Here is a 25,633-nt window from a genome sequence, read left to right as displayed (position 1 = left end):
AGTCATACCGAGCCGGGCGACCGAGCCGTCCCCGGCTGGGGACGATCAAAAAGGTAACGGGCGAGCCGGGCTCCCCTCGCCCGCGGTGCGCGCGAACGGCGAGGGGTTCAGCCTGGCGAGGCCTTCCTGCCGCTCATAGGGGAAGTTGCTCCTCGTTGCGGGCGCCGATGATGACGGTGGCCACGGTGGGTCGTCGCAGCAGCCAGTTGACCGCGATCTGCAGGCACCGCCCGGCCGGTCTCGCGGGACAGTTCCTCGAGGACGTCCACGACGCGGAACAGGTACTCGTCGTCGACCGGGGGACCGTGGGTGGCGCGCTCGTCGAGCACGGCTTCGACCGTCTGGACCTCGCCGACGTGGCGCGCCGCGCCGAGGTGGGCAAGGACGGTCTACCGCCGCTGGGGCACGGTCGCCGTCCGCATCGCCGAGTGGGGCACCTGCGTGGAGCAGGCCGTACGGCGGGCGGAACTGCCCCAGGGCACGGATGCCGCCGAGGTCATCCGCGCCGTCTCGGCGCCCGCTGCCACGGGGCCGGCCTCGCGCCCGTACTCCCGGTCGGCTGGGATGCTTCGGGCATGCCTTCCTACCCGCCGACATTCGCCGACCAGGTCGTCACCCAACCGCTGCGCGCTCAGTTCGAGGCGTTCCTCGACGAGCACCGCAGCGCACTCAACCGCTGTCTGGACGGGCTGACCGAGGAGCAGGCCCGCCGATCGTTGGTCGCCTCCCGGACCACGTTGCTGGGTCTGGTGAAGCACACGACCTTCGTCGAGAAGGTCTGGTTCGACGAGGCCGTGACGTGCCGGCCGCGTACGGAGCTCGGGCTGCCCGCTACGGCGGACGAGTCGTTCATCCTCGCTACCGACGACACGATCGCCAGTGTCCAACGCGCACACCGCGAAGCCTGCGAAGCGTCCCGCCGGGCGACGTCGTCCCTGGAGTTGGACGACATCCTGCACGGCAACCGGAGAGGTCCGCTTCCGCTGCGCTGGGTGTACCTGCACGTGCTGCGCGAGCTCGCCCAGCACTGTGGGCACGCGGACATCCTCCGCGAGCAGCTTGCCGACGAGTAGTACGCCGCCGCCTTCGCTGCCGCCGCTCACCGCCTTCGACCTCGGCCGAGGTGTTTACAAAACTGTTAAGAGTCTTAATAATTGCCGCACTGGTGCTTCGAGGGAGGGATGTCGATGAAACCCGTACGGATAGCCGCCCCGGTGCTGGCCGCGGTCCTCGCCGCCGCAGGGGTGATCTGGGCGGCCGGCCCGGCCCTGGCCGCCGGCCCCACCGCGACCTTCGAGAGAACCTCCGACTGGGGCAGCGGCTGGGAAGGCAAGGTCACCGTCGCCAACGGCGGCGCCACCGCCATCACCGCCTGGACCGTCGCCTTCGACCTGCCGGCCGGCACCACGGTCGGCACCTACTGGGACGCCCTGCTCAGCGTCTCCGGGCAGCGGTTCACCTTCACCAACCGCAGCTGGAACGGCCAACTCGCGCCAGGCGCGTCGGTCTCGTTCGGATTCCTCGGCAGCGGGCCGGGCAGCCCGACCAACTGCACCCTCAACGGTGCGTCCTGCGGCGGCCAGCAGCCGCCAACCACGGCCCCACCCACCTCCGCGCCACCGACCACCGCGCCACCCACCACCGCGCCCCCGACGACCTCACCCCCCAGCACGGCGCCGCCAACCGACGACGGGCTGCCGGAGCACTTCCTCACCGGGTACTGGCACAACTTCGACAACCCGGCCGTCGAGCTGCGGCTACGCGACGTGCCGGCCGAGTACGACCTGATCGCGGTCGCCTTCGCCGAGGCCACCAGCACCCCCGGCGCGGTCAGCTTCGGTATCGACCCGGGTCTGTCCGCCGCACTCGGCGGCTACACCGACGCACAGTTCAAGGCCGACCTCGCCACCCTGCACCAGCGCGGCAAGAAGGTGATCATCTCGATCGGCGGGGAGACCGGCCGGGTCGCGGTCAACGACCCCGCGTCCGCCGCTGCGCTCGCCGACAGCCTGTACCGGCTGATCCAGGACTACGGCTTCGACGGCGTCGACATCGACCTGGAGAACGGGCTCAACCCGACCTACATGGCGGAGGCGATGCGCGCGCTGCGCAGCCGGACCGGGCCGGGGCTGATCATCACGATGGCACCGCAGACCATCGACATGCAGTCAGCATCGGTGTCGTACTTCAAACTGGCGCTGGACATCCGCGACATCCTGACCGTGGTGCACACCCAGTTCTACAACTCCGGGTCGATGCTCGGCTGCGACCAGGCGTTTGCCTACAGCCAGGGCACGGTCAACTTCATGACCGCGCTGGCCTGTCTGCAACTGGAATCGGGCCTGCGGCCCGACCAGGTGGCCCTCGGCCTGCCCGCCGGTCCGGGAGCGGCCGGCGGCGGCATCGTCGCCCCGACGATGGTCAACCAGGCACTCGACTGCCTGGCCCGGGGCACCAGCTGCGGCAGTTTCCGGCCGCCGCGCACCTACCCCGGCATCCGGGGTGCGATGACCTGGTCGATCAACTGGGACGTGACCAACGGCAACGGGTTCGCCCGTACCGTCAAGCCGCACCTGGCGACGCTGCCCTGACCGGCGGCCCGGCCACCCGCCGCTACCGCTCGTCCGGGGCGAGCCGCACCCGGCGGAGCAGTTGCGCGTTGAGCGCGACCACGATGGTGGACGCGGACATCAGGATCGCCCCGACCGCCGGGCTCGACGTCAGCCCGGCCCAGGCCAGCACGCCGGCGGACCACCCCGGTGACCCCGCGCGGGTCGGACGAGGCGAGAACGACCCCGGCGGACTCGATCGCGACGTCGGTGCCGGCCCCAATCGCGATGCCGACGTCGGCTCGGGCCAGCGCCGGTGCGTCATTGACGCCGTCGCCGACCATCGCCACGGTCAGCCCCCGGGCCTGCAGGTCCGCCACCGTCTTGTCCTTGTCAGCGGGCAGCACCTCGGCGAAGACCTCGTCCACGCAGGGCCGGAAGCCGAGATCGGCGGCGACCGCCTCGGCGACCTCCGGGCCTCGGGCCGGACCTCGTCGGCCAGCCCGATCGCACCGAGCACCTCGGCTCGGCCGCCGTCGAGCCGCAGCAGATGCAGCACGGCGGCACCACGCTGCGACCAGCCCACGGTCGTGGTGGTCAGCTCCGGCGGGACTGCGGCGTCGAGTTCGCCCAGCAGCGCCGGGCCGCCGACGGCATAGTGGGTGCCGTTCACGTTTGCCTGCCCGCCCCGGCCGGTCAACGACCGGAAGTCGGTTGCGGCGCTCGTCGGACCGCGTCCGGTGGCGGCGGCCACGATGGCCCGGGCCAGTAGGTGCTCGCTGTCGGCCTCCACCGCCGCGGCCAGCCGCAGTACGTCGTGCTCGGTGCGCCCGGGGGCCGCCGCGACCCCGGTCACGGTGTGCGCGCCCCGGGTCAGGGTGCCGGTCTTGTCGAACAGCACCGCGTCGACGGTCCGCATCCGTTCCAGGGCCAGCCGGTTCTTGACCAGGATTCCGGCCTTGGCCGCCACGGCCGTCGACAACGCGATCACCAGGGGGATCGCCAGGCCCAGGGCGTGCGGGCAGGCGATCACCAGTACGGTGACCGTCCGTACCACGGAGTCGTTGAGGCTGCCAAACGCCCACCAGGCGCCGAAGGTCAGCACGGCGGCGGCCATCGCGGCGTAGAACAGCAGGGCGGCGAACCGGTCGGCGAGCATCTGGGCCCGGCCGCTCGATGCCTGGGCCTGTGCGACGAGGCGCTGAATGCCGGCCAGGGCGGTGTCCTCGCCGACGGCCTCGACCCGTACCCGGACAGCCGAGTCGGTCGCGACGGTGCCGGCAACCACCGGTGCACCGACGCGTCGGTGCACCGGCCGGGACTCTCCGGTGATCATCGACTCGTCCATCTCCGCCTCGCCGTCGGTGATCCGCCCGTCGGCGGGCACCCGGGCACCGGAGCGCACCAGCACCAGATCCCCGGCCCGCAGGTCGGCCGCCGTGACCTGCTGGACCTGCCCGTCGTCGGCGACCCGTTCCGCGTTGTCGGGCAGCAGCGCGGCCAGCGCGGACAGCGCCCCCTGTGCCTGGCCGATCGCCCTCATCTCCTGCCAGTGGCCGAGCAGCATGATCGTCACCAGCGCCGCCAGCTCTCACCAGAAGTCCAGGTCGAAGGCACCGAAGCTGGTGGCCAGCGAGGCCAGGTAGGCGACGGTGATAGCCATCGAGATCAGCAGCATCATGCCGGGTGCGCGGTCGCGGACCTCGCGTACCCCGCCGACCAGGAACGGCCAGCCGCCGTAGCAGAACACCACCGAGCCGAGCACCGGGCCGACCAGGGACATACCGGGAACATCCAGCGAGTAGCCGAACCAGTCCATCACCATGTGACTGGTGACCACGGCCGGTACGGTCAGCGCGAGACTCAGCCAGAACCTGCGGCGGAACATCTCCGGGTCGTGGCCGGTGTGCTCGTCGTGTCGGGTGCCGTCCGTTTCCACGTCACCACGATACCCCCCAGGGGTATTATCACCAGTAATGGGGTTTCATGAACCTCGTGGTCGGCCTGTGCCACAGTGGGTTGGACGGGAGGCCCGGCGGTGGTTACGCGTCGGCCGACACGGACGCCGCGACGATGTACGTTGATCCACCCAGCCGAGGGAGCCCTCATTGTCGTCAAACCGGCCCGGAGACAACCAGGTAGGTTCCCTCGATGCCCGTGGTCATCCGACGCAGACACGTCCCCCGCGTAGCTCCGGGGAACCCAAGGTATCTCCTGGACGTCTACCTCGTCCCGACGGTGTCGCTCTGAGTCAAACTGGCCGGGGGCTTATCGGCACCGGCGACGGCTCGTCGGCCGAACCGTCCCTGGCATCAGGGCGACGGTCGGCGGCCAGCGGCAGCCCGACGGCGGCGACGCCGGACCTGGCCGACCACCCAGTAGACGACCAGCCCGCCGAGCAGTACGAGGACCGCCACGTCGAACCAGCGGCTGTACCGCTCGACCTGCTGCCACTGTGAACCGAGCGCGAACCCGGCACCGACGAACAGGGCGTTCCACACCCCGCTGCCCAGCGTGGTGAAGGCGCTGAACCGGGTCAACGGCATCCGGTCGGCGCCGGCCGGCACCGAGACCAGGCTCCGCACGACCGGCACCATCCGGCCGAACAGCACCGCCCACCGCCCGTACCGGTCGAACCACCGGTCGGCCTTGTCCAGGTCTTCCAGATCGACCAGCGGCACCCTGTCCAACCAGCGTCGCAGCCGTGCCTCGCCGATCGCCGCACCCAGCCAGTAGAGCAGCAACGCGCCGGCCAGCGAGCCGATCGTCGCCCCGACCCAGACCCCGACCAGATTCGCCCGGTCCTGGCTTGCCAGGTAGCCGGCCATCGCCAGCACCACCTCGCTGGGGATCGGCGGGACGACGCTCTCCAGCGCCACCAGCAGGCCGACCCCGAGCTCGCCCAGCCGGGCGATGACATCGGCCACCCAGCCGGTCAGCCCGCCGATCTGGTCCGGTGGGGTGTCGACGGTGACGGCCATGGCGCTCCCTGCGTCGAGGTAAGTCCATCGGATACCCGGCGGCCGACGGCGCTACACCTGCTCAACGACCGGCTACGCCTCACGTTGGGTCAACGACCGCTGACGGCCGGCGACGTACCGAGCTCTCCCGGACCTGCAGCTTGGTGGGCAGGGTGACGGTGGTCGCGGCCCGGTCGGGGTCGGCGATCCGCTCGATGAGCAGCTGGGCGGCGGTCTCGCCCAACTGGTACGTCGGCTGGGTCACGGTGGTCAACGCGGGCCGAACCAGATGTGCCCACGGCAGGTCGTCGAAGCCGACCACACCCATCTCCGCCGGCACCGCGATGCCCTGGTCGACCAGGTACTCCACCGCACCAACGGTCATCAGGTTGTTCGCCGCGAACAGCGCGTCCGGTCGCGGTCGTAGCCGCAGCAGCTCCGTCATCGCCCGGTAGCCTCCGTCGGAGCGGAAATCGGCATGGCGGACCAGCTCCTCCTGGTACGGCTGCCCGGCATCGGCCAGTGCCCGCTGGTAGCCACCCAGCCGTCGGCAGGCGGTCCAGACGCCACGTCGCCCGGTGATGCAGGCGATCCGCCGGTAGCCCGAGTCGAGCAGGTGCGCGGTGGCCAGCCGGGCGCCGTGCTCGTTGTCCACCAGTACGGTGTCGATCCGGCTGCCGTGCAGCTGCCGGTCGACCACCACCACCGGCACCCGGGCGGCGGTGAGCTGCCCCAGATCGGCGGCCGGCCCGGACGGGGCGATGATTACCCCGGCGACCTGTTCGGCGAGGACGGCGTTCAGGTAGCGGCTTTCCTTGGCCGGATCCTCGTCGGTGTTGCACAGCACGACCGAGTAGCCGGCCTGCTGGGCGAGGTCCTCGACGCCGCGGACCAGGGCGGTGAAGAACGGGTTGCCGATGTCGCTGATCACCACCGCCCACAACGTGGTCCGGCTGCGGCGCAGATTACGGGCCACCGCGTTGGGCCGGTAGTCCAGCTCGCGCATCGCCCGCCGGACCCGGTCCGCCAGCGCGGGATCCACGTTGGTGTGGCCGTTGACGACCCGGGAGACGGTAGCCGGGGAGACCTCCGCTTTCCGCGCAACGTCGTAGATGGTCGCCATTGTTCATCGCCCTCTTCACTTGCTCCCGGCCCGAGGGTGCCGGTCACGGAACCCGGGACGATAATTACAGACCGGGTACGGAGCGCGATGGCCCAGCAGATCGGACACCCATGGCGTAGCGCATGCAGTCCGGCGCTGAGCTGCGACGCCGTGACCGTCCACTGTCGGGATACCGACACCAGTGAAGATTCCACAGCGGACATCCGCTGACCGGTGCCCGCACCAGCCCGAGCGCGGCGTACGAACTACGCCGTTGCGCCGGCGCCCGGATCGGCCGAGGCTCGGCTGCGGCGCAGCCAGAGAAGCCCGACGACCGGCAGCACCAGCGGGATGTAGCCGTAGCCGCTGCCAAAGCCCGACCAGACCGTCTCGTCCGGAAACGCCGCCGGCACCGCGAGACTCGCCGCGCCGATGCCGAGTACGCCGACCAGCTCCACCGTGCAGCAGCCGTACGCGATCCGCCGGCCGACCGGGCCATCGATGATCAGCCCGGCGGCCGCCACCAGGTACACCACTGCGGCGAAGGCGGAGAGCAGATACGCCACCGGCGCCTCGCCGAACCGGGTGGCGATCTGCACGCCGGCCCGGGACGAGGCGGCGATCGCGAAGAGGATGTAGACGCCGATCAGCACCCGTCCCGGCCCGCTGCGGGTCCGCGCCGTCCGGCCGGTGCGCGCCGTCCGGCCGTCCGTCGACGTCGGGTCAGCCACCGCCGACCGCCGTCCAGGTCTGCTGCAGCCGGACCACCAGCACCGGAATCACCAGGGCGAAGACGCCGACGGTCAACGAGCCCCACCGGGTCGGCTCCATCCGACCCAGCACCCCCGCCATCGGCGGCAGGCTGAGCGTGGTGATCAGGTAACCGGCGAAGACCGGTGGTTCACCGGGACGCTCCCCACCGACCAGCGCCACCACGGCGGCCACGGTCAGTGCGAGCAGGGCGACCTCGACCACCGCCAGCCCGCCGTACTGGATCAGACCCGGCGGCCGGTCCAACGCCGCGCAGAGCAGCGCCCAGCCGGCGACGGCCAGCGCGCCGACGATGACCACGGCGGCGATCGGCCCGTTCACCGCCGCACCACCGGCTCAGCTGCCACAGTCACGCCGAACACCATACTCACCAGCTACCCGACCCGCCGAGGTGCGCCCCCGCAGGTCGCCGAGGACCGGTAACCGGCGCTCCGATCCGCAGTGTTCGGACGGTGGCTGTCGGTATCAGCCGGAGTTTATAGTCAGTCCGGGACGGTCCGATCCACCCTGGGGAGGGTGTGGTGGTTGGCGTCGGCATCTGGGGCCTTCTGATCGCCAGCTGTCTCGTCCTGCTCGCCCTGCTCGCGCTGGCCGCGTTGGCCGCCCGTACGGCGGAGCACCCGGCCGACCGGCGGGCGCTGCGGGCCGAAGCCGACGAACTCGCCGCCGAGGCGCAGGCCATCGCCGTCGCGGCCGCCACCGCCCGGACCGCCGCCGACCAGCTGCGCGACCGGGCGGCCGCCGCCGAGCTGGCCCGCGACGACGCCTGGCAGCGCCAGGAGACCGCCGGCCGGGCCTATCAGCAGGCGATGCTCGCCGACCAGGAGGACCGGCCGGCGGCCGTCGTCACCGGTGCGCCGCTGCCCGCCGAGCACGGGCGCGATGTCAGCCGGGCCGCGCTCACCGCGTACCGCCGGGGCGACATCTCGGTGCAGCAACTGCGTACGGTGTGGCGGCGGGCCGGTGGCGCGTCGCCGGATCCGACGGCGGCCGGCCGAGCCGACCGGGCCGTCGACCGGCACCGCGTCCGCGACCAGGCGGCCCGCCGGGAGTACGACGTGGTCGCCGCCGCCGCGCGTCGGGCCATGGAAGCGGCCTATATCGCCGAGCTGAGTGCTGCCGGGCTGGCCGAGGAGGCGGCGGCCGCCGCAGCCGACGCAGAGGAGGCCCGCTACGTCGCGGACCGGGCCGAGCGGTCACACTGAACTCCGGTCGACGAAGGGAGACGCGGCGATGGCATTGCGGTTCGGTCTGTTCGGCACCGGGCACTGGGCGGCCGAGACCCACGCGGCCGGGCTCGCCACGCACCCCGGCGCGGAGCTGGTCGGGGTCTGGGGACGGGACCGGGCGAAGGTTACGGCGCTGGCGCAGCGGTATGGCGTCGCGCCGTACCAGGACGTGGACGCGCTGCTCGCCGACGTCGACGCGGTCGCCGTCGCCCTGCCGCCCGACGTGCAGGCAGGGATCGCGGTCCGCGCCGCCGACGCCGGCCGGCACCTGCTGCTGGACAAGCCGCTGGCGCTGACCCTGCCGGACGCCGACCGGATCGTCGCGGCGGTCGACCGGCGGGCCGTCGCCTCGGTGGTCTTCTTCACCAGCCGGTTCAACCCGGCCATGATCGACTTCATTGCCCGGCCGGCCAACGGTGCCTGGCACGGTGCCCGGGGAGCGCTGTTCGCGGCGATCTCCGAGCCCGGCAACCCGTATGGTGCCTCGCCCTGGCGGCGCACCTACGGCGGGCTGTGGGACATCGGCCCGCACGTGCTGTCGGTGGTGCTGCCGGTGCTCGGCCCGGTCGCCCGGGTCGCCGCGATGCCCGGCCCGGCCGGCGGGGTGCACCTGCTGCTGCAACACACCGGCGGGGCCACCAGCACGCTGTCGCTCAACTTGGACGGCCCGGTGGCGGCGAAGACCTTCGACGTCACGTTCTTCGGTGAGCCCGGAATCGTGCCGGTGCCGCACCGGGACGCGACCACCGGGCAGGCGTTCCACACGGCCGTCGACGCGCTGCTCGGGCAGGTCACCGCCGGCCGGGCCGGACACCCGTGCGACGTCCGGTTCGGCCGGCAGGTGGTGGCCGTCCTGGCCGCCGCCGACACCGCCCGGACCGAGCAGCGCACCGTCAACGTCCCGGCTGAAAAACCGGTCGCCTGAGCGATGCCCGCCGGTTAATCTGCCAGGCGTGTCGACCACCTTCCAGGCGCTGATCCTGACCGGCGGTACGCCGGCCGGGTGGTGCCCGTTGCTGACTGCCCGCCCGCGTGCCCGGCGTCCCGTCCTGGCCTGCGGTCAGTTCGCGCCCGGCAGTTGACCGGCAGTTGACCGGCACTCCGCCGGTCACCAGTGCTGCTGATTCCGATCCACCCGTCGGCCCGCCGACGGGTACCAGTCGCGCGCGAAGCACCCCGCCCCGGCCAGGGCGGTCCGAGTCCTGCCCTTTCTGGACCGGCCGCCGGACCGGCGGCCGGTCCGTGAACCGCCGAGCCGGCCCCTGCCGGCCGGCAGACTGGACCTGGCCGTGCCTCGCCCCCACCGCAAATCTGATCCGACACGCAGATCCGATCCGACGCGAAACCTCGACCCGACCCGGGTCGGTGCCGCCACCGGCGCCGACCGTACCCGTCGGGCCTTCTCCCAGACCTTTCTGCACGACCGGGCGGCCATCGACCGGGTGGTCCGGGCCGTACGGCCCACGCCCGGTGAGCTGACCATCGAGGTCGGTGCCGGCACCGGGCAGCTGACCCGGGTGCTCGCCCGGGTCGACGGCCGGCTCCTGGCGTACGAGGTCGATCCGGACCTCACCGCGCGCCTGGCCCGCCGGTGTGCCGATCTGCCGAACGTGACGCTGGCACCCGGCGACTTCCTGGCCGCCGGGCCGCCGGCCGAGCCGTTCGCGGTGGTCGGCAACATCCCGTACGCCGCCACCGCGCCGATCGTGCGGTGGTGCCTGCACGCGTCCCGGCTGCGCGCTGCCACCCTGGTGACCCAATTGAAGTACGCCCGCAAGCGCACCGGCGACTACGGTCGATGGAGTCTGCTCACCGTCCGCACCTGGCCGGAGTTCGACTGGCGGCTGGCCGGCCAGCTGCCGCGCACCGCGTTCCGGCCGGTACCCGGGGTGGACGCCGGCATCCTGCGGCTGACTCGCCGCCCGGTGCCGTTGGTGCCGCCCGCCGCGACACCGGCGTACCAACGGCTGGTCGAGCTCGGGTTCAGCGGTGTCGGCGGTTCGGTGGCGGCGTCGCTGCGGCGTGGCTTTCCCGTCCGCCGCGTCGACGCGGCGTTGCGGGCCACCCGGATCCCGGTCGACGCCCTGGCCGGCGAGATTTGGCCGGAGCAGTGGCTCACCCTGTTCCGGCTGATCACCGCCCGCTGACCCGTCGCCTCAGCCGGTGGCCAGCGCCAGCCACTGGTGGCTGGTGACCTCGGCGCTGGGCGGCACCAGCAGCCGGTCGAGTGTGCCCGGCGTCGCGGCCACCAGATCCCACAGCGCGCCGCCGGGCAGCCGGACCCGGGCCAGCGGGGTTCCCGCCGGATACGGCTGGCCCGGCACCACCAGCCAGCGATGCAGCCGCGCGGACCCGCCCGGGATGCCGAACGACAGCGGAACCATTGCGGTGGTCTCCGTCGACGCGCGGATGGTCCGTGGGCCACTGCGCGGCAGCCACCGGGCGGCACCGTGCACGGTCGCCAGCTCCGGCTCCTCCACCTGACGCAGCGGGCGCTGGAAGGCGTCGTGTACCGCCTGCGCCACGGCAGGCATCCGGGCCCCGCCGCCGACCAGCAGCACCGATCCGATGCTTGCCGGTGGCACCCCGACGGCGGCCAGCATCTGCCGGCAGCAGGCGATCGTGCGGGCCAGCAGCGGGGCCACCAGCTGCGCCAGGTCCGCTCGGGTCAGCCGGTACGCCGGGGTGTCCGGCAGCAGGAAGTCCTCCACCGCCGGGGTGTCACTGAGCTGGTGCTTGATCCGGTTCGCGAAGTCGGTGACCGCCATGCCGAGCCGCAACGTGGCCGGGGCGGACTGGCTGGCTGCGGCACTGGCCAGCAGCGGCGCCAGCCACTGCTGGCCGTCGGCGTGGATCCGTCCGGCCAGCAGCGCGTCGATGTCCCGGCCGCCGCAGTCGTCGATCGCCGCGTGTCCGAGCACCTCGTGCCAGCGTTCGTCGATGCGCACCAGTGCCGTGTCGAAGGTGCCTCCGCCCAGGTCGTAGACCAGCACCAGCTCGCCGGGGACCGGCGGTGGGCCGGCGACCGGGGCGAACGCGGCCGCGACCGGCTCCGGCAGCAGCTCGACCGGGCCGAGACCGGCCGCTTCGGCTGCGGCGATCATCTGCGCGCGGCGCGGGTCGTCCGGGCCGTACGACGCCGGAACCGTCACCACCGTCCGGTGCACCGGGGCGCCGTTTCGCCGCTCGGCCTCCGCCCGCAGCGCGGTCAGCACCGCCGCGACCTGCTCGATCGGCCGGAACCGGCGATCCCCGAGCGTCATCGGCACATCGGCGGCCATGCCGCGTTTGAACTCGGCGGCGTACGCGGTCGGCTCGGACCGCTTCCGCCGCTCCGCCAACGCGCCGACGATCATGCTCTGGCCGTCCCAGTGCACCGCCGACGGCCAGGTCGGCGCGCCGGTGACCGGGTCCGGTACCAGCTCACCGGTCTCACCGGTGACCACCATCGCGGCGGAGGAGGAGGTGCCGAAGTCGACCACCAGGACGGGCTGGTCAGACATCCCAGACATCGATCAGGCTCCGCTCGTTGGACTCCCAGTTGGCCAGCAGGTGCCGGCTGTCGGCGCTGAACCCGACCCGGACCCGCTGCCCGGTGCCACCCAGCACCCGGAACAGCTCCTGCCCGGTCGACGTGTCCTGCAGGACCACCGCGGCGATGCCGTCGAGCGCGCCGGCGACTGCGGCCCGCAGTTGCCCGTCGGCGCTGACCACAGCCGTGCCGAACCCTTCCCGCCGGCTGTGCTCGGCGAACTCCGGCATCCGCTGCTTCCACCGGTCGTCGGTGATCCGGTCGATCTGGCTGCCGGTACGCAGGTCCCACAGGGTCGTCACGGTGCGCCGGTACCGGCCTACCGCCTTCGCCCGGCCCTCGGCCGCTGCCCGCCACCCGGTCTCGTCGATCAGCACCCGGTGCGGCTCGCCCGGATCGCGGAACCGGGCGCTGAGCTTGCCGGTCTCGATATCCCACACCGAGATGAACCCGTCCGTGGCCCAGGCCACCACCGCCAGCCGGCCGTCCGGGTCGACGAACACCCGGCCGGTCGGCTGTGCGCCGGCGGTGTGCTCCGGGCGGAACTCGGCGCGGACCGTGTCGTCGGCGATCGCCCGGAGCCGGACCAGCCGGGCCGCCGGGTCGCACTCCACCAGATGCTCGCGGTCCGGGGTGAGCAGCCAGCTCCCGGTGGACTCCAGGTGCCGCCGCCGGGGCGGCGGCTGGCGCTGCAGGGCCACCGCGTCCTTCGCGGTGGCCACCACCAGGACCGGGCCGACCAGGTCGCCCGGGTACGCCTGCTGGCCCAACTGCCGGCCGTGCTGGGCGGCGGTGAGCTCGAAGACCCGCTCGTCGGGGGTACGGATGTGGGCGAGTACCGCCCCGGCCGGGTAGGGCTCGCCCGGCGGCACGCACCAGCGCAGCAGCCGGGCCCGACCGCCCGGGATCTCCCACGAGGTTGGCTCGGTGCGCCACCGCTGAGGCTCGGCGGTGACGGTGCGCCCGCTGGCGCCGGCCGCGAACCGGGCCGTGCCGCGCAGCACCGCCAGCTCCGGGTCCGAACCGCAGCGCAGCGGCCCCGGCGACCCGGCGTCGATGATGCCGAGGCCGGCCCGCAACGTGGTGTGCACCGCCGGCAGGTAGGCGTTGCCGCCGGCGACGACCACCGCGGCCAGGTCGGCCGGTGCGGCGCCGACCGCGCCCAGCACACCTGCGGCGCCCTCCACCAGCCAGCGCAACGCCGGTTCGGCGAACGCGTCCAGCCAGGCCCGGGTCAGCCGGTACGGCGGGGTGAGCGGGGTGAGGTGATCGACCACCTCGTCGGCGTTGACCAGTTGGTGCTTGAGCCGGCGGGCGAAGTCGATCGCCTCGTGGTAGGCGCGCAGCCCGGCGTCACCGGGTGCGGCGAGCATCGGCTCCAGCCAGGCCCGCCCCTCGGTACGCAGGTCGTTGATGAGCAGCGCGTCGAGCTCCTGCCCGGCCGGGCTGGTCTGCTGAGCGAGCTGGACGGTGTGGCTGCCGTACACCTGCACCAGCGCGACGGTCCAGGTCGCGCCGAGGTCACAGACCAGCACCAGCGCGCCGGCCGGCAGGTTGTCGCCGGTCGTCGGGTCCAGCGCCGCCGCCACCGCGCTGTCGATCAGCTCGACGTCGCGGAACCCGGCGGCCGCACCGATGGCGAGCATCGTGTCCCGACGGGGATCGCCGGGCAGGTAGTCCGCCGGCACCGACAGGGTCAGCCGGTCGATCTGGCCGCCGTACAGTTGGCGAACCTCATTGGCGACCACGGTGAGGTACGCGGTGAGCGCCTCGGCGCCGGTGACCTCCCGGTGTTCCAGCCGCATGGCCGCCTGGGCGTCGACGGCCCGGCGTGGCCCGTCGATGTACCGCCGCGGCATGGCCCGCTTACGTACCTCGGACGGAGTGCCGACCAGGAATCCCTCGTCCGCCAGACACACCGACGACGGCCAGCTGGTCGCTCCGCTGGCCGGTTCCTTGACCAGGGTCGTCTGGTCCGCGACGACCAGCGCCACCCGGGTGCCCGAGGTGCCGACATCAACCACCAGGATTGGCTCGGTCATGTTCCCGCCCTCACCACAGCAGTTCGGCGATTGATCGTCCTGAAAGTTCCGGGACAGTGTCCGTTAGCGCCGCCGTCACGTCCACCCTGGGGCGATGCGCGCGGTACGCCACGGACAGGGGTGAACGTAACGGAAACTGGTCGCGTTGGTGGACCCGCCCCCGTGTGTTCGGTCACCAACCGCGATCGTCGCTGCTGGAACCGCTAGACTCGGCGACTGCGAAGGGGAGTAGCTCCCAACATCGCGGTCGACACACTGGTGCTGCGCACCCGGCCGCGACGACCCGGCGGTACGTCGGGTGGGCGAGACCTTCGACCCAGGCTGCAGTAGCCGGGTCGAGGTCCGCGTGCCACGATCCGGCCCCGACCGGATGAGAGGCACCATGGACGGCTTCCTTGCCGCGACCGCGATCAGCTTCGGCGTGATCTTCATCGCCGAGCTGGGCGACAAGTCACAGCTGATGGCGTTGACCTTCGCCACCCGATTCAGGACCTGGCCGGTGCTGATCGGCATCACCGCGGCCACCGCCGTCGTGCACCTGGTGTCGGTCGCCCTCGGGTACGGCCTCGGCGTGGCCCTGCCCACCGGCTGGATCGCGCTGGCCGCCGCGCTGGCGTTCATCGGGTTCGGCTTCTGGACACTGCGCGGCGACACCCTCACCGACGAGGAGTCCCGCCGGGCGCAGCGGACCACCAGGACAGCGGTGATCGCCGTGTTCACCGCCTTCTTCCTGGCCGAGCTGGGGGACAAGACGATGCTGGCGACGATCACGTTGGCCACCCGGCACGGTTGGTTCGGCACCTGGCTCGGCTCCACGCTCGGCATGGTCGCGGCAGACGCGCTGGCCATCGTGGTGGGCCGGCTGCTCGGCCGGCGGCTTCCCGAACGGGTGATCGCGTACGGGGCGGCAGCGCTGTTTTTCGCGTTCGGCTGCTGGCTGCTGGTCGAGGCGGTCGTCGAACTGGCCGGCTGACCCGGCGCCCGTCGATGTCGGCCGTGCGCACAGCAACACGCGTACCGACGGCCGGTCCTGGGTACGTTGAGCGGTATGCAGCACTTCACGATCGCCACCGTCGCTGAGCAGAGCCCCGATTTCCGCCGGGTGCTCTGGACCGGTGAGCACTCCCAGCTTGTGATCATGACCGTTCCGCCAGGCGGCGAGATCGGCGAGGAGGTCCATGCGGACATCGACCAGATCCTCACCTTCGTCAGCGGTGTCGGCGAAGCGCTGGTGGCCGGCGAGCGGCAGGCCGTCGCCGCCGGTGATCTGGTCGCCGTGCCGGCCGGCACCAAGCACAACTTCGTCAACACCGGCCCCAACCCACTGGTGCTCTACACCGTCTACGGTCCGCCGGAGCACACCGACGGAGCGGTGCACCACACCAAGGAGGAGGCGGACGCGGCGGAGGCGTCCGGCCAGGACGAGCCGCCCACGTCGTGACGGCGGCCTCCGCCGTACACCTCGGCTATCCGGCGACGCGGCCGGTTCAGCCCTCCGTCGCCCCGTTGAGCAGTGACGGATCGCGTCGGATCAGCTCTGCCAGGCGGGCCGCCGGACCGTCCTGGGCGGGCTGTCCGCGCGGCGGCCATTCCGGTGGGCGCCCGGCGGTCGGCACCCCGGGCGCCGCCGGGTCGCCGGACGGCGGGTTCGGCCCCGCCGCAGGCGTACCGCCGTCGACCGTCACCTGCACCCGGCCGTCCCGGTTGCCGACGGTGAGCTGCACGGCCTGACCGCCGTCGGTGAGGTGGACCGTCGCGGTCAACCCAGGGTGGCGCTCGACCACCTGCCGGACCGCCGCGGCGATCTCGTGCGCCGCCGACGCCGTCCGGTCGTTGCCCTGACTGACCCGCTTCTGCAACTGGTCGCGTCGGGCGAGCCGGGCGAGCGCGTCGTCCAGGTCACCACGCATCTGTCCTCCTCTGCTACCACCTCAGGATGGCTGACTCCGTACCGCTCGGTCCAGCGCCCGGTCCAGGACCACCAGCAGCGCGTCCCGGACCGACAGTCGGTCGCGGGCGTCGTACGCGACGACCGGAACGGCCGGGCCGGTCGCCAACGCCCACCTAACCTCGTCAATGCTATGACCAAGGCGGCCGTGGAAGGTATTTACTCCCACCACGAACGGCAGCCCGGCCCGCTCGAAGTAGTCGACGGCGGGATAGCAGTCGTCCAGGCGTGAGCTGTCCACCACGACCAGTGCGCCCAACGCCCCCCGGGCCAGGTCGTCCCACATGAACCCGAAACGGGTCTGACCCGGGGTGCCGAACAGGTACAGCTTCAGACTTCGGTCGATCGTGACACAGCCGAAGTCCATCGCGACGGTCGTGGTGGTCTTGCCGGACTCCGAGCCGGGGTCATCGACTCCGACGGAGACGGTGGTCATCTCCGCCTCGGTGGTCAGCGGGGCGATCTCGGAGATGGCCCCTACGGTGGTGGTCTTGCCGACCCCGAAGCCACCCGCCACGACGATCTTGACCGGGATCGGCGCGGTCCGGGGTGCGGCCCGGTGCCGGGCTGTCGGGGGCGGTCCGGCGGTCGGACGGTCAGGAGATGGCACGTAGTCCACGGATCACTCGCAGGATGGTGTCGGCATCGGCAGGGGCGTCGACGTCGGGTACGTGGACGTCGAGATGGGCGGAGGCGCGGAGGTCACCGACGAGCACCCGGGTCACCCCCAGGTGCAGCCCCAGCCGGGCGGACAGTTCCGCGACGGAGATCGGGTCAGCGGCGAGCGCGATGATCGCCCGCAGCTCAGGGGCCAGGCCGGCTCCCGAGGGGCCGGGGCCGAACAGGTCCGGTGCCCGGGCGGTCACCTGCGTCTCCAGGTTGATGTCCGGGTCCGCCCCGGTGACCCGACCGGCGGTCAGCACGAACGGCCGCAGCGTCGTTGGCGCGGTGTCGCCGTCCGACCGGTCCGGCCCGCCGCCATCGGACTTGCCGACACCGGGCGAAGCCCCACCCGCCGGGGCGTCACCCGCCGGCGGGGTACGCAGGTAGGGGCGGATCCGCGGCTGCGGATCGACCGGCTCGTCCGCCCCGTACGGCGGTCGGGTCACGACTGGACGGAGTTCTTCAACTCGGCGATCAGCCGGGGAGTGAGCGGGCCGCCGGCGCGCCCGGCGAACAGGGTCATCTCGTAGGCGACGGTGCCAAGGCTGGCCGAGCGGTCGGCGATCACCCCCAGCACCGATCCGGAACTGATCGAGCTGACCAGCAGGTAGCCGTCGGCCATGTCGACCACCACCCGGTTCAGCGTGCCGAGTGAGTACCAGTTCGCCGCGCCACCGGCCAGGCTGGTCATGCCGGACACCACCGCCGCCAGCCGCTCGGCGTTGGCCCGGTCCTGAATTCCGGACATGGCCATCAGCAGCCCGTCAGAGGAGACCGCGATGGTCTCACGGACACCGGCTGTGCTGGAGGTGAACGAGTCCAGCAACCAGTTGAAGGTCTGCGCTTCGGCGCTCAGCGAGCCGTTGCCGTTGCCGGCCGGGGTCGTCGGGCGTTCCGCGGTGTCCGGCGTGTAGGGACTGTTCATCCGTCGGTTCCTTTGCTGCCGTGCTGAAAGGTGGTGGTGATCTCGGTGAGCGCGCGCTGAACGCCCGTCTCAAACTCGTCCAGGGACTCCTTGGCCCGCTGCGGGTCCGGTGGCCAGGACTGGCTGTTGCCGGCGGTTGCGCTGGCCGGGGGCGGGTCGGGCAGGCTCGCCCCGGGCACCCGCTGAGTGAGGCGGTCCGACCTGGCGACCGCCGGGTCCTGCGCAACCGCTTGCTGTGCCCGCCGTACCCCGGCCTCGAATTCCTCCAGCAGCGCTCGTGCGGCGACCGGGTCGGCCGGTGCGTCGCTGAGCGCCGCCGGTCCGCCGCCGACCGGATGCTGGGCGCCGGGAACGCGCTGCCGCAGCGGTCCACGTCCCACCGGCTCGGCGGCGGGCGCCGCCGCCGGCTGGTCCGGTGCCCCGGCCGCTTCGGCCGTCGTGCCGAACGCGTTCCACGGGGTTCCGGTGCCGAGCGACCGGGTGGCCCGCTGCACCGCTGACGAGTCGAAGCCGGCGCCGGAGCCGTTTGGTGTGCCGGTGCGGACGCTGGCCCGCGCGACGGTCCGTTCCGGTCGGGGCTCGCTGGCGGTTGCCGGCGGCGCGGCCGCCGGACTGTCCCCGGACGGACTGTCCCCGGACGGTCCGTCCGGGGCGGTGCCGATCAACACCGCATCGGCCGGGACCGTGCCGGGTATCGGCGCGACGGTGGGCGCGACCGCTGGCGACCGGCTGGCGGAACCGGTGGCCATGGCCGGTCCAGGGGTGCCGGTGGCCGGCACGATCAGATTGGGTCCCAGGTCGACCGTGACCGTGATCCCACCGCCCGGCGTGGCGGTCAGTTCGACGTTCATCGCATGCCGGCGGGCGAGTCGGCCGACCACGAACAGGCCGAGGACCTCGGTCGGTACCAGGTCGAGCCGTTCTCGTCGGGTCAGCCGGGCGTTCTCCTCGGCCAGTCGTGCCGGAGACAGCCCGAGCCCACGGTCGGAGACGCTGACCCGCAGACCGTCATCGAGCGGCCCGGCGGTCACGGTCACCCGGGTGTGCGGTGGCGAGAAGACGGTGCCGTTCTCCATCAGCTCGGCCAGCAGCAGCACCATGTCGGCGATGACCGACGGCTGGAGGGCGTACCCGGCTGGTGCCTGTACGTCGACCCGGGTGTAGTCCTCGATCTCGCCGAGAGCGAGTCGGATGACGTCGGAGATCGGCAGTGGGGCCATGTGCTCCTCGGCGCCGGTCGCGCCGGAGAGCACCACCAGGCTGCCGGCGTTGCGCCGCAGCCGGCTGGAGACGTGGTCGAGCCGGTAGAGGTGCTGCAGCCGGCGCGGGTCGGTCTCCTCCCGCTCCAGCCGGTCGATGATCGACAACTGGCGGCCCACCAGGTTCTGCGTCCGCCGTCCGACGTGGCCGAACATCTGCGCCACGTTGCGTCGGCTCGACACCTGTCGTTCGACGAGCCGGGCGGCGGTCTGCTGCACCCGTTCGAAGGCGCGGGCCAGGTCGCCGATCTCGTCGGTGGCGGAAACCTCGACCGGGTCGAGGTGCACCGGGTCGGGGCGTTCCGACTCGTCATCGGCCACCCGGACCAGCTCCGCCTCGGCGATCCGGGCGACCCGGTCGGCCGAGGAGGTGAGCCTGGCCAGCGGCTGGGCGACCGACCGGGCCACGTACAGACTCAACGCGACGACCGCCAGCAGGACCAGCAGCGCACCGGCCACCACGCCGTACGCGATGAAGAGGATCTGTTCCTGCCGCCGGGTCACGTCGACCGTGACGTCGATAACGATCTTGCGTTCGACGAACCGGCCGAGGGCGATCAGCGACTCCAGGGCCGGGAACAGCGTGGTTACGGACAGGCCGGCCAACGCCTGGGTCGGGTCGACTGGGAAGCCGTCCTGCGCGCCGGCCTGGGAGGTGGCGGTGAACCCGCTGCCGAGCCGCTGGTCGAGCGCCTCCTCGACCAGGCTGTAGAGGGCCACCTGGTCGGCGGTGGCGAATCGGCTGAACCGAGCGGCGTTCTCCTGCGCGGCGACCAGACTCATCGCGTACCGGGTGGCGGACTGCGGATCGCGGGATCCGACCACCAGCAGCATGTGAGCCGCTCCGGCGCTGATCGCGGCATCCAGCCGCAGCGCGGCGTCCAACGCTACGATCTGGCGTCCCTCCGGGGTGGCGACGTCGGCCGAGTCGACCAGCTTCAACCCGTCGATCAACCGCTCGATGAGATCGCCGTACGTGGCCATCACCTGATCGCTGGTTGCCGTGCGGTCGCGTACCGCGGACCGGACCTCGGCGAGGTCGTCGACAGTGTTGACCGCTGCGGTCAGTTCGGTGCCGAGGTGGTCCCCCAGCTCCGCCCGGATGTCGGCGACCCGGTCGGTGACGGTTGCCTCCTGCAACACCAGTCGGGACCGATCCACGCTGTCCAGCAGGTAGCCGATCGCCAGCAGACGTTCCTGCTGCAGGTCCTGGGCGAGCGAGCCGATCTGGCCACCGGTCTGCACGGTACGGACCGTGTCGGCGGCTCGGCCGGCCAGCGCGGCGCGGTCGATCACGATCGGCACTGTCAGGGCAGCGACCGCGATCAGCGGGATCATGACCAGCAGGGCCAGCTTTCCCCGGATCCGTAGCCTATCGAGCAGCAACGGTCGGCCCCCATCGTCCGGTGCCCGGGTCGGCGGTGCCGGCGGGTGCGCCACCGTGCGCCGTCGGGTCGAGTTCCGGCCAGCGGGTCTGCTGGTCCGCCGCGTCCGGACGGGGCTCGGCCGGTCCCGGCGGGCGACCGGTCCCGGCGTGGCCGGCCGCACCGGTGCCGGGCTGGCCGGCGGTCGACGCGGGCTGGCCGAGGTAGGCGATGACCATCGGGGCTACGGCCAGGGCGAAGGCCACCACCAGGGCGCCGGCCGAGACCCACTGGCCGCGTTGCAGGGTGCTGATCCGGTCGGTGATCAGATTGTCCAGCTCGGCCAGCATGGTGCCGGTGAGTTCGGCCGCTGCAACCTGGGCATCGCCGCGAAGCCCGATGAGCGGATCCAGGTCGGGCAGCGCTGCCCCGCCGCCCGGTGCCGCAGACCCGTCCTCCGAAACGACATCTGCGGGTTTCAGCGCGGCGGCGGCGGCGGCAATGGTGTCCATGCTGCGCCGGAATCGGTCGACCTGGGTGAGCAGGTTGCTGCTCATCGTCCGGCTGTCGGTGCTCTCCACCGCGGCTTGGACGTTGTCGGCCAGGTCGCCGGCGGGAGAGAGCACGTCGCCGGCCGCGCTGATCAGCTCGACCAACGCCAGTGGCTGGTCCTGCGCCGGCCGGGTCGGCAGCAGCACGGCGAGATCCGCGAAGCGTCCGGTGGCGACGATCGCCTCCGGCAACTCCTCGGCCGCACCGTCCTGTAGGTGGTAGGCGTCGCCTTCCGGGTCGCGCGTCAGGTTCGAGCTCTCCCGGATTCGGTCGTACTGGGCCAGCAGCAGGTCGGTGGCCTGGCGGTACGAGTCGAAGGCTTCGGCCGGCCGGCTGAACTGCCGGTCCGACAGGGATTCCACGGCGGAGCGCAGCGTCGCCCACCGTTGCTGGGCCCGTAGTGACGCACCGATCCGCTGGTCGACCTCGGTGACCGCGTCGAGAGCCCGAAGCAGCGCCTCGTCGTTGACCGGCTGACCGGCGACGGCCGCTGACTGTGCGTCGACCAGGGCCACGGTCAACTCGTTCAGCGCGCTGAGATACGCCACGCCCTCGCGTTCGCGTTCGGCGAAGGCGATGTCCGCCGAGGTGCCGCGCCACAGCTGCGTGAACAGCACGCAGACGGGTACGAGCATCAATACGGTGATGGCTGATCGGAGCAGTGCTCCGTCGAGCCATCGCTTGCGGCGTACGGCGTCCTGTGCGGGTCGCCGTACGGCTTCGTGTGCAGGTTGCATCGCCCACCCCCCTGGCGGTAGCAGCGAATTACGGCGGACAGCGTCGAGTGCGCAGGATCGCGTCGTTCGTGCGGCCCGCCGGCAGGGAAGATAGATGCCCTGCCGGCGGGCCGGAACCCTCCGTGAGGCCGCCAGTCGCGCACCGTACGGTCGACTCCACCGCAATGTGCGAGGACGGCTACGAACAGTGAAAATTCGTCGTTCAGCAACCGTTTTCTGTCTGATTTGGGGCTTATAGCAGAATTATCGGTATCTGCGGGTGGTCGGCCGAATGGGTATTGGTATCGGGCAGACTGTCGGATCGGCGATGGCCGACATGGCTCAACCTGCTACCGGCTAACGGCTAGTCGACCGGACCGCTGACCGGCGGAACCGTCCCTTCGCCGAGCAGATCGAGCACCAGTGCCGCAGTCCAGCTGAAAGCCGCTGATCCGACCCCGTCGCCGGTCTCCGGGTGGAAATACTCGTAGTAGCCGGACCGGCGGACCAGTTCCAGCATTGCGTCACGCAGCGTTTCGGCCTGATCCAGATGGCCATGCTCCCGAAGTCCCCGGCAGATCAGCCAGTTGATGTTGATCCACACCGGTCCGCGCCAGTAGCGCACCGGGTCGAAGTCGGCGGCGGAGCGGTCGTAGCTGGCCACCGGCATCGACGCAGACAGCCCGAACCGGTGCGACTGGGCCGTCGCCACCAACGCCGCGACTCGGTCGGGCGGTAGGTCGGGCAGGATCAGCGGGACCAGACCGCTCACGCAGCGTGCCGGACTGAGCCGTCCGGTCCGGACATCCCGGGCGTGGTACATGCCGGTCTGCGGGTTCCACAGTTGGTCGTCGACCGCCCGGGTGATCCGCGCGGCTCGGTCCAGGTGGACCGCCGGGTCGGCGCCGATCACGGCGGCGATCCGGGCGAGCGCGTGTTCGGCGGCGGCCAGCAACGCGTTGAAGGTCGGACATTCGACCACGAAATCGTGGCGGGCGGCGAGCTCGTCGTCCCGGTAGCCGCCGTCGCGGTAAGCCAGCGCCAGCGCGACGAACCGGGCGTAGTCCTCATCGGTCGGCCGGTGGGCCGCCGCGGCCACCCGGTTGTCGTGCCGCTGCCGCCCGACGAGCACGCCGAGGTCGGCCGGTACGGCGGCCAGCGCCGCATCCCAGGCCGGGCTGTTGTCCAGGCCGGACTCCCAGGGGTGCACGATGCTGGCCAACCCGTCCCCGCTGGCGTCGCGACAGCTCGACAGATAGTCCTGGGCGGCGACCAGCCGCGGGTAGAACCAGCGCAGCTCGGCTTCCGCCTGCGGCCCCGGTGCCCGTCGGTAGATTTCCCAGATGGCGAGGGCGTGGGCGGGCGGCTGGACGATGCCGGTGCCGTCCGGGTGCCCGGGACGGCGCAACGGCACCTGCCAGAAACCCGGTCCGGGAAAATAGTCGTGTTCGGCGACGTCCGGGTCGAAGACGATGTGCGGGACCCGTCCGTCCGGCCACTGCGCCAGGAACAGGCTGCGCAGGTCGAGCCAGGCCCGGTCGGGGTCGATCCGGGCCAGGCCGATCGCGATGAACGCCGCGTCCCAGCTCCACTGGTGCGGGTAGAGGCTGCGCGACGGCACGGTGTGGTTGCGCGACCAGTTGGCGTCGAGCACGGCTCTGGCCATGTGCCACAGGTCGGCGGGCGTGCGTTCGGTGAGTTGTCCGGCCGGCGGCCGGTCCGTGACCGGGATCCTCGCGATGGCCGTGTGGGCGGTGCTGATACTGCTCATTCTTCCGTCCTGGTCAATCTCCGGCCGGGCCGTCGGCCAGGCAGGAACCACCGCCAGTGGTGGGGTGGTAACGACGAATGTACGCGCGGTGAACAGCATGTGCCCTTGTCGCAGGCAGCGGTAGGGTCTGTCGGCTACCGGACGATGAGTCGTCCGGTCAAGGAATACGGGCAGGTCGAAGGGGGTAGGCGGGGAGGATGGCAACGCATGGTGAGCAACCTGTGGCAATTCTGTCGTCCGGGGTCGGGATGCCGCTGCTCGGGTTCGGCACCTGGCAGGCGACGGGCGACGCCGGGTACCGGGCGGTCCGAGCGGCATTGGACGCCGGCTACCGACACGTCGACACCGCCACGATGTACGGCAACGAGGCAGAGGTCGGCCGGGCGATCAAGGACAGCGGAATCGCCCGGGACAAGATCTTCATCACCACCAAGCTGCCGCCCGAGCGGGTCGGGCGGGAGGCGGAGACGCTGGCTGCGAGCCTGGCCGCGCTGGGCACCGAGTACGTCGACCTGTGGCTGATCCACTGGCCACCGGCCGGTGGTGCCGGCGTGCCGACCTGGCGCGAGTTCGTCGCCCACCGGGATACCGGTGCGGTCCGGGCGATCGGTGTCTCCAACTACGGCCTCGACCAGATCGACGAACTGACCGAGGGGACCGGGGTGGTGCCGGCGGTCAACCAGGTGCCGTGGGCACCGGCGATGCATGATCCGCGGACGGTGGCCGAACACCGCGACCGCAGGGTGGTACTGGAGGGGTACAGCCCGTTCAAGAACACCGACCTCGCCGACCCGGTGCTGGCCCGGGTCGCCGCCGCCCACCAGGCGAGCCCAGCCCAGGTGGTGCTGCGCTGGCACATCCAGCACGGCATCGTGGTGATTCCGAAGTCCGTCACGCCGGAGCGGATCCGTACCAACGCCGACGTCTTCGGCTTCACTCTGTCCGCCGACGAGATGGCCGCGATCGACGCCCTGCGCGACTGAGGCCCACTACCACCGGCTGCCGGGCGGGTAGGTCGCGGCGCTGTCCGGGATCCCGGGCCGGGCCTGCGGCGGACGCGTCACTCGCACCGCGGGCCGGGCCCGGGTCCGTGGATCAGCCGGTGGTGCAGGTGGTGCCGTTCAGGGTGAAACTGTTCGGCGAGGAGTAGCTACCGCTGTAGCTGGCCTGGTAGCCGAACGAGGCGGTCCCCCCGGGGGCCAGCATGCCGTTCCAGCCCACGTTCCGAGCGGTCACCGACGATCCGCTCTGGGTGACGGTGGCGTTCCACGAGTTGCCGACCGTCTGCCCGGCCGGCAGTTGGTAGGCCAACGTCCAGCCGTTGATGGTGCCGCCACCGGTGTTGGTGACGCGTACGTCGGCGGTGTAGCCGTTGTTCCAGGTGTTCGCCGTGTAGCTGACCCGGCACCCGCCACCACCGGGCGGCTGACTGGTCGGCGGGGCGGTGGTCGGCGGGGCGCCGCCGGTGGAGACCGAACCGGAGAAGGAGTTGACCCCGAGTCCGACGCCGCCGTTCCACGGCTCGAAGCCGGCCTGGACGCTGGTCAGGTACCAGGAGTTGGTGATCTGCCCCCGGGCCCGGACGTCGGCGATGAAATCGAGCACGTTGAAGCTCCAACTGGTGATCGACGACGGGGCCAGGTAGGACACCACGTTGTTGGAGCCGTTGCTGCCGGTCCAGACCTGCCAGCTGCGGCCGGCGACGGTGGCGTTGCCGACCGGTGAGCCGATCGGCTGGATGGAGCCCTGCCGGTGGAACCAGATCATGATCTCCATCTGGCTGACACCGTTGGTGCGCGGGGTCGGGTCGAGCCAGATGTCGTACGAGGCGTTGTACGTCCCGTTGCCGACGTACTGGTAGTTGATGCTGGTCGGTGCGTTGCTGATCCGGCTCACCTGGATCGGCATGTTGGTGCCGGGGGAGCAGTTGGTGTAGTGGCAGCCGTAGAAAATTGACGGGTACGACACCGGTGCGCCGTTGGTCGGTGAGCTGCCTTGCTGCGAGGTCACCGAGAAGCCGGTGCCGGTCACGTTGATGCACTGTTCGGCGGTGGTGCCCCAGCGGTTGTTCTGCACCACGTAGCGACCCTGAATGGTGGTGCTGCCGTACTGTTCGCAAATTCGTGTGTCGGCCTGGGCTGGCGTGGCGGCGACCACGGTGACGAGGCCGCCGGTGAGCAGCAGTACGGCTGCGGCGGCGGCGCGGATCGGACGTCTCATGGTTCTCCTTAGACCGTGGAGACGGCGGGT

The 25,633-nt window shown here is 71.8% G+C and carries 23 protein-coding genes and 1 pseudogene; 9 read left to right on the top strand and 15 right to left on the bottom strand.

Annotation, left to right across the window (positions count from 1 at the left end; translation table 11 throughout):
* The first annotated feature begins 575 nt into the window (after window positions 1–575).
* Complete coding sequence (locus ACFHWU_RS16630) at window positions 576–1,073, top strand: DinB family protein (protein WP_416554754.1); 498 nt, start codon at window positions 576–578, stop codon at window positions 1,071–1,073.
* Window positions 1,074–1,187: 114 nt separating this feature from the next.
* The gene (locus ACFHWU_RS16625; RefSeq protein WP_416554752.1) at window positions 1,188–2,591 is read left to right on the top strand and encodes a chitinase; all 1,404 of its coding nucleotides are present in this window, start codon (window positions 1,188–1,190) and stop codon (window positions 2,589–2,591) included.
* Between the two features lie 22 nt (window positions 2,592–2,613).
* Here the strand turns inward: ACFHWU_RS16625 and ACFHWU_RS16620 are convergent.
* The 5 genes and pseudogenes from ACFHWU_RS16620 to ACFHWU_RS16600 all read right to left on the bottom strand — a co-directional run bounded on the left by ACFHWU_RS16620 (window position 2,614) and on the right by ACFHWU_RS16600 (window position 7,703).
* Window positions 2,614–4,437: pseudogene (locus ACFHWU_RS16620) on the bottom strand (heavy metal translocating P-type ATPase).
* A gap of 424 nt (window positions 4,438–4,861) precedes the next feature.
* Window positions 4,862–5,530: a DedA family protein gene (locus tag ACFHWU_RS16615; RefSeq protein ID WP_416554750.1), complete on the bottom strand. Its 669-nt coding sequence runs from the start codon at window positions 5,528–5,530 to the stop codon at window positions 4,862–4,864.
* Window positions 5,531–5,609: 79 nt separating this feature from the next.
* Window positions 5,610–6,632 (bottom strand): LacI family DNA-binding transcriptional regulator, encoded by a 1,023-nt coding sequence (locus tag ACFHWU_RS16610; RefSeq protein ID WP_416590967.1) that lies wholly within the window; start codon window positions 6,630–6,632, stop codon window positions 5,610–5,612.
* Window positions 6,633–6,877: 245 nt separating this feature from the next.
* The gene (locus ACFHWU_RS16605) at window positions 6,878–7,342 is read right to left on the bottom strand and encodes a hypothetical protein (protein ID WP_416590966.1); all 465 of its coding nucleotides are present in this window, start codon (window positions 7,340–7,342) and stop codon (window positions 6,878–6,880) included.
* On the bottom strand, window positions 7,335–7,703 hold the full coding sequence (locus ACFHWU_RS16600; protein ID WP_278167410.1) for a hypothetical protein: 369 nt from the start codon (window positions 7,701–7,703) through the stop codon (window positions 7,335–7,337). Before ACFHWU_RS16600 ends, ACFHWU_RS16605 begins: the two co-directional genes overlap by 8 nt.
* A gap of 200 nt (window positions 7,704–7,903) precedes the next feature.
* Here ACFHWU_RS16600 and ACFHWU_RS16595 point away from each other — a divergent pair, with 200 nt between their 5' ends.
* The 4 genes from ACFHWU_RS16595 to erm all read left to right on the top strand — a co-directional run bounded on the left by ACFHWU_RS16595 (window position 7,904) and on the right by erm (window position 10,758).
* Window positions 7,904–8,587, top strand: coding sequence for a hypothetical protein (locus tag ACFHWU_RS16595; protein ID WP_416590965.1), 684 nt, complete (start codon window positions 7,904–7,906; stop codon window positions 8,585–8,587).
* Between the two features lie 28 nt (window positions 8,588–8,615).
* Window positions 8,616–9,536: a Gfo/Idh/MocA family protein gene (locus ACFHWU_RS16590; RefSeq protein ID WP_416554744.1), complete on the top strand. Its 921-nt coding sequence runs from the start codon at window positions 8,616–8,618 to the stop codon at window positions 9,534–9,536.
* 28 nt (window positions 9,537–9,564) lie between these two features.
* A complete protein-coding gene (locus ACFHWU_RS16585; protein WP_416554742.1) occupies window positions 9,565–9,693 on the top strand; it encodes a hypothetical protein in 129 nt (42 codons plus the stop codon).
* A 207-nt stretch (window positions 9,694–9,900) separates the two neighbouring features.
* Window positions 9,901–10,758 carry an ErmE/ErmH/ErmO/ErmR family 23S rRNA (adenine(2058)-N(6))-methyltransferase gene (gene erm, locus ACFHWU_RS16580; protein WP_416590964.1) on the top strand — a complete coding sequence of 286 codons (858 nt, stop codon included), beginning with the start codon at window positions 9,901–9,903 and terminating at the stop codon, window positions 10,756–10,758.
* A 9-nt stretch (window positions 10,759–10,767) separates the two neighbouring features.
* Here erm and ACFHWU_RS16575 read toward each other — a convergent pair whose 3' ends face one another.
* A complete protein-coding gene (locus ACFHWU_RS16575) occupies window positions 10,768–12,123 on the bottom strand; it encodes an Hsp70 family protein (RefSeq protein ID WP_416568327.1) in 1,356 nt (451 codons plus the stop codon).
* The gene (locus ACFHWU_RS16570) at window positions 12,107–14,185 is read right to left on the bottom strand and encodes an Hsp70 family protein (RefSeq protein WP_416590962.1); all 2,079 of its coding nucleotides are present in this window, start codon (window positions 14,183–14,185) and stop codon (window positions 12,107–12,109) included. The genes ACFHWU_RS16575 and ACFHWU_RS16570 overlap by 17 nt, the downstream gene beginning before the upstream one ends.
* A gap of 382 nt (window positions 14,186–14,567) precedes the next feature.
* On the opposite strand from ACFHWU_RS16570, the gene ACFHWU_RS16565 reads away from it, so the two are divergent.
* Together ACFHWU_RS16565 and ACFHWU_RS16560 are read left to right on the top strand one after the other, a co-directional pair.
* Window positions 14,568–15,158, top strand: a complete 591-nt coding sequence (locus ACFHWU_RS16565; RefSeq protein WP_416554797.1) for a TMEM165/GDT1 family protein — start codon at window positions 14,568–14,570, stop codon at window positions 15,156–15,158.
* Window positions 15,159–15,233: 75 nt separating this feature from the next.
* Complete coding sequence (locus ACFHWU_RS16560) at window positions 15,234–15,626, top strand: cupin domain-containing protein (protein ID WP_416554734.1); 393 nt, start codon at window positions 15,234–15,236, stop codon at window positions 15,624–15,626.
* Between the two features lie 46 nt (window positions 15,627–15,672).
* Here ACFHWU_RS16560 and ACFHWU_RS16555 read toward each other — a convergent pair whose 3' ends face one another.
* The 7 genes from ACFHWU_RS16555 to ACFHWU_RS16525 all read right to left on the bottom strand — a co-directional run bounded on the left by ACFHWU_RS16555 (window position 15,673) and on the right by ACFHWU_RS16525 (window position 23,383).
* Window positions 15,673–16,095: a hypothetical protein gene (locus ACFHWU_RS16555; RefSeq protein WP_416554732.1), complete on the bottom strand. Its 423-nt coding sequence runs from the start codon at window positions 16,093–16,095 to the stop codon at window positions 15,673–15,675.
* A gap of 21 nt (window positions 16,096–16,116) precedes the next feature.
* On the bottom strand, window positions 16,117–16,752 hold the full coding sequence (locus ACFHWU_RS16550) for a GTP-binding protein (RefSeq protein ID WP_416554730.1): 636 nt from the start codon (window positions 16,750–16,752) through the stop codon (window positions 16,117–16,119).
* Window positions 16,730–17,242 carry a DUF742 domain-containing protein gene (locus ACFHWU_RS16545; protein ID WP_416554728.1) on the bottom strand — a complete coding sequence of 171 codons (513 nt, stop codon included), beginning with the start codon at window positions 17,240–17,242 and terminating at the stop codon, window positions 16,730–16,732. Before ACFHWU_RS16545 ends, ACFHWU_RS16550 begins: the two co-directional genes overlap by 23 nt.
* Window positions 17,239–17,721: a roadblock/LC7 domain-containing protein gene (locus tag ACFHWU_RS16540; RefSeq protein WP_416554726.1), complete on the bottom strand. Its 483-nt coding sequence runs from the start codon at window positions 17,719–17,721 to the stop codon at window positions 17,239–17,241. The genes ACFHWU_RS16545 and ACFHWU_RS16540 overlap by 4 nt, the downstream gene beginning before the upstream one ends.
* Entirely contained in the window at window positions 17,718–20,366 is a 2,649-nt protein-coding gene (locus ACFHWU_RS16535; RefSeq protein WP_416590961.1) for a nitrate- and nitrite sensing domain-containing protein, read from the bottom strand. The genes ACFHWU_RS16540 and ACFHWU_RS16535 overlap by 4 nt, the downstream gene beginning before the upstream one ends.
* On the bottom strand, window positions 20,353–21,531 hold the full coding sequence (locus ACFHWU_RS16530) for a hypothetical protein (protein WP_416590959.1): 1,179 nt from the start codon (window positions 21,529–21,531) through the stop codon (window positions 20,353–20,355). Before ACFHWU_RS16530 ends, ACFHWU_RS16535 begins: the two co-directional genes overlap by 14 nt.
* A gap of 445 nt (window positions 21,532–21,976) precedes the next feature.
* Window positions 21,977–23,383, bottom strand: a complete 1,407-nt coding sequence (locus tag ACFHWU_RS16525; protein WP_416554720.1) for an MGH1-like glycoside hydrolase domain-containing protein — start codon at window positions 23,381–23,383, stop codon at window positions 21,977–21,979.
* Between the two features lie 248 nt (window positions 23,384–23,631).
* On the opposite strand from ACFHWU_RS16525, the gene ACFHWU_RS16520 reads away from it, so the two are divergent.
* Complete coding sequence (locus tag ACFHWU_RS16520; RefSeq protein ID WP_416554795.1) at window positions 23,632–24,366, top strand: aldo/keto reductase; 735 nt, start codon at window positions 23,632–23,634, stop codon at window positions 24,364–24,366.
* 112 nt (window positions 24,367–24,478) lie between these two features.
* Here the strand turns inward: ACFHWU_RS16520 and ACFHWU_RS16515 are convergent, their stop codons facing one another.
* Window positions 24,479–25,603: a GH12 family glycosyl hydrolase domain-containing protein gene (locus ACFHWU_RS16515; protein WP_416590958.1), complete on the bottom strand. Its 1,125-nt coding sequence runs from the start codon at window positions 25,601–25,603 to the stop codon at window positions 24,479–24,481.
* Between the last annotated feature and the right edge of the window lie 30 nt (window positions 25,604–25,633).

Origin of the sequence: Micromonospora sp. LOL_015, assembly GCF_048060275.1 — a bacterium.
Taxonomy (GTDB): Bacteria; Actinomycetota; Actinomycetes; order Mycobacteriales; family Micromonosporaceae; genus Micromonospora_E.
Note: the sequence above shows the minus strand (reverse complement) of the source record. Positions and strands in the feature narration are given on the sequence as shown.

Excerpts from the sequence above, each read along its gene's own strand:
- ACFHWU_RS16630 (WP_416554754.1), top strand. The coding sequence starts at position 576 with ATGCCTTCCTACCCGCCGACATTCGCCGACCAGGTCGTCACCCAACCG.
- ACFHWU_RS16625 (WP_416554752.1), top strand. The coding sequence starts at position 1,188 with ATGAAACCCGTACGGATAGCCGCCCCGGTGCTGGCCGCGGTCCTCGCC.
- ACFHWU_RS16615 (WP_416554750.1), bottom strand. The coding sequence starts at position 5,530 with ATGGCCGTCACCGTCGACACCCCACCGGACCAGATCGGCGGGCTGACC.
- ACFHWU_RS16610 (WP_416590967.1), bottom strand. The coding sequence starts at position 6,632 with ATGGCGACCATCTACGACGTTGCGCGGAAAGCGGAGGTCTCCCCGGCT.
- ACFHWU_RS16590 (WP_416554744.1), top strand. The coding sequence starts at position 8,616 with ATGGCATTGCGGTTCGGTCTGTTCGGCACCGGGCACTGGGCGGCCGAG.
- ACFHWU_RS16575 (WP_416568327.1), bottom strand. The coding sequence starts at position 12,123 with ATGTCTGGGATGTCTGACCAGCCCGTCCTGGTGGTCGACTTCGGCACC.
- ACFHWU_RS16570 (WP_416590962.1), bottom strand. The coding sequence starts at position 14,185 with ATGACCGAGCCAATCCTGGTGGTTGATGTCGGCACCTCGGGCACCCGG.
- ACFHWU_RS16565 (WP_416554797.1), top strand. The coding sequence starts at position 14,568 with ATGGACGGCTTCCTTGCCGCGACCGCGATCAGCTTCGGCGTGATCTTC.
- ACFHWU_RS16560 (WP_416554734.1), top strand. The coding sequence starts at position 15,234 with ATGCAGCACTTCACGATCGCCACCGTCGCTGAGCAGAGCCCCGATTTC.
- ACFHWU_RS16555 (WP_416554732.1), bottom strand. The coding sequence starts at position 16,095 with ATGCGTGGTGACCTGGACGACGCGCTCGCCCGGCTCGCCCGACGCGAC.
- ACFHWU_RS16540 (WP_416554726.1), bottom strand. The coding sequence starts at position 17,721 with ATGAACAGTCCCTACACGCCGGACACCGCGGAACGCCCGACGACCCCG.
- ACFHWU_RS16530 (WP_416590959.1), bottom strand. The coding sequence starts at position 21,531 with ATGCTCGTACCCGTCTGCGTGCTGTTCACGCAGCTGTGGCGCGGCACC.
- ACFHWU_RS16525 (WP_416554720.1), bottom strand. The coding sequence starts at position 23,383 with ATGAGCAGTATCAGCACCGCCCACACGGCCATCGCGAGGATCCCGGTC.
- ACFHWU_RS16520 (WP_416554795.1), top strand. The coding sequence starts at position 23,632 with ATGCCGCTGCTCGGGTTCGGCACCTGGCAGGCGACGGGCGACGCCGGG.
- ACFHWU_RS16515 (WP_416590958.1), bottom strand. The coding sequence starts at position 25,603 with ATGAGACGTCCGATCCGCGCCGCCGCCGCAGCCGTACTGCTGCTCACC.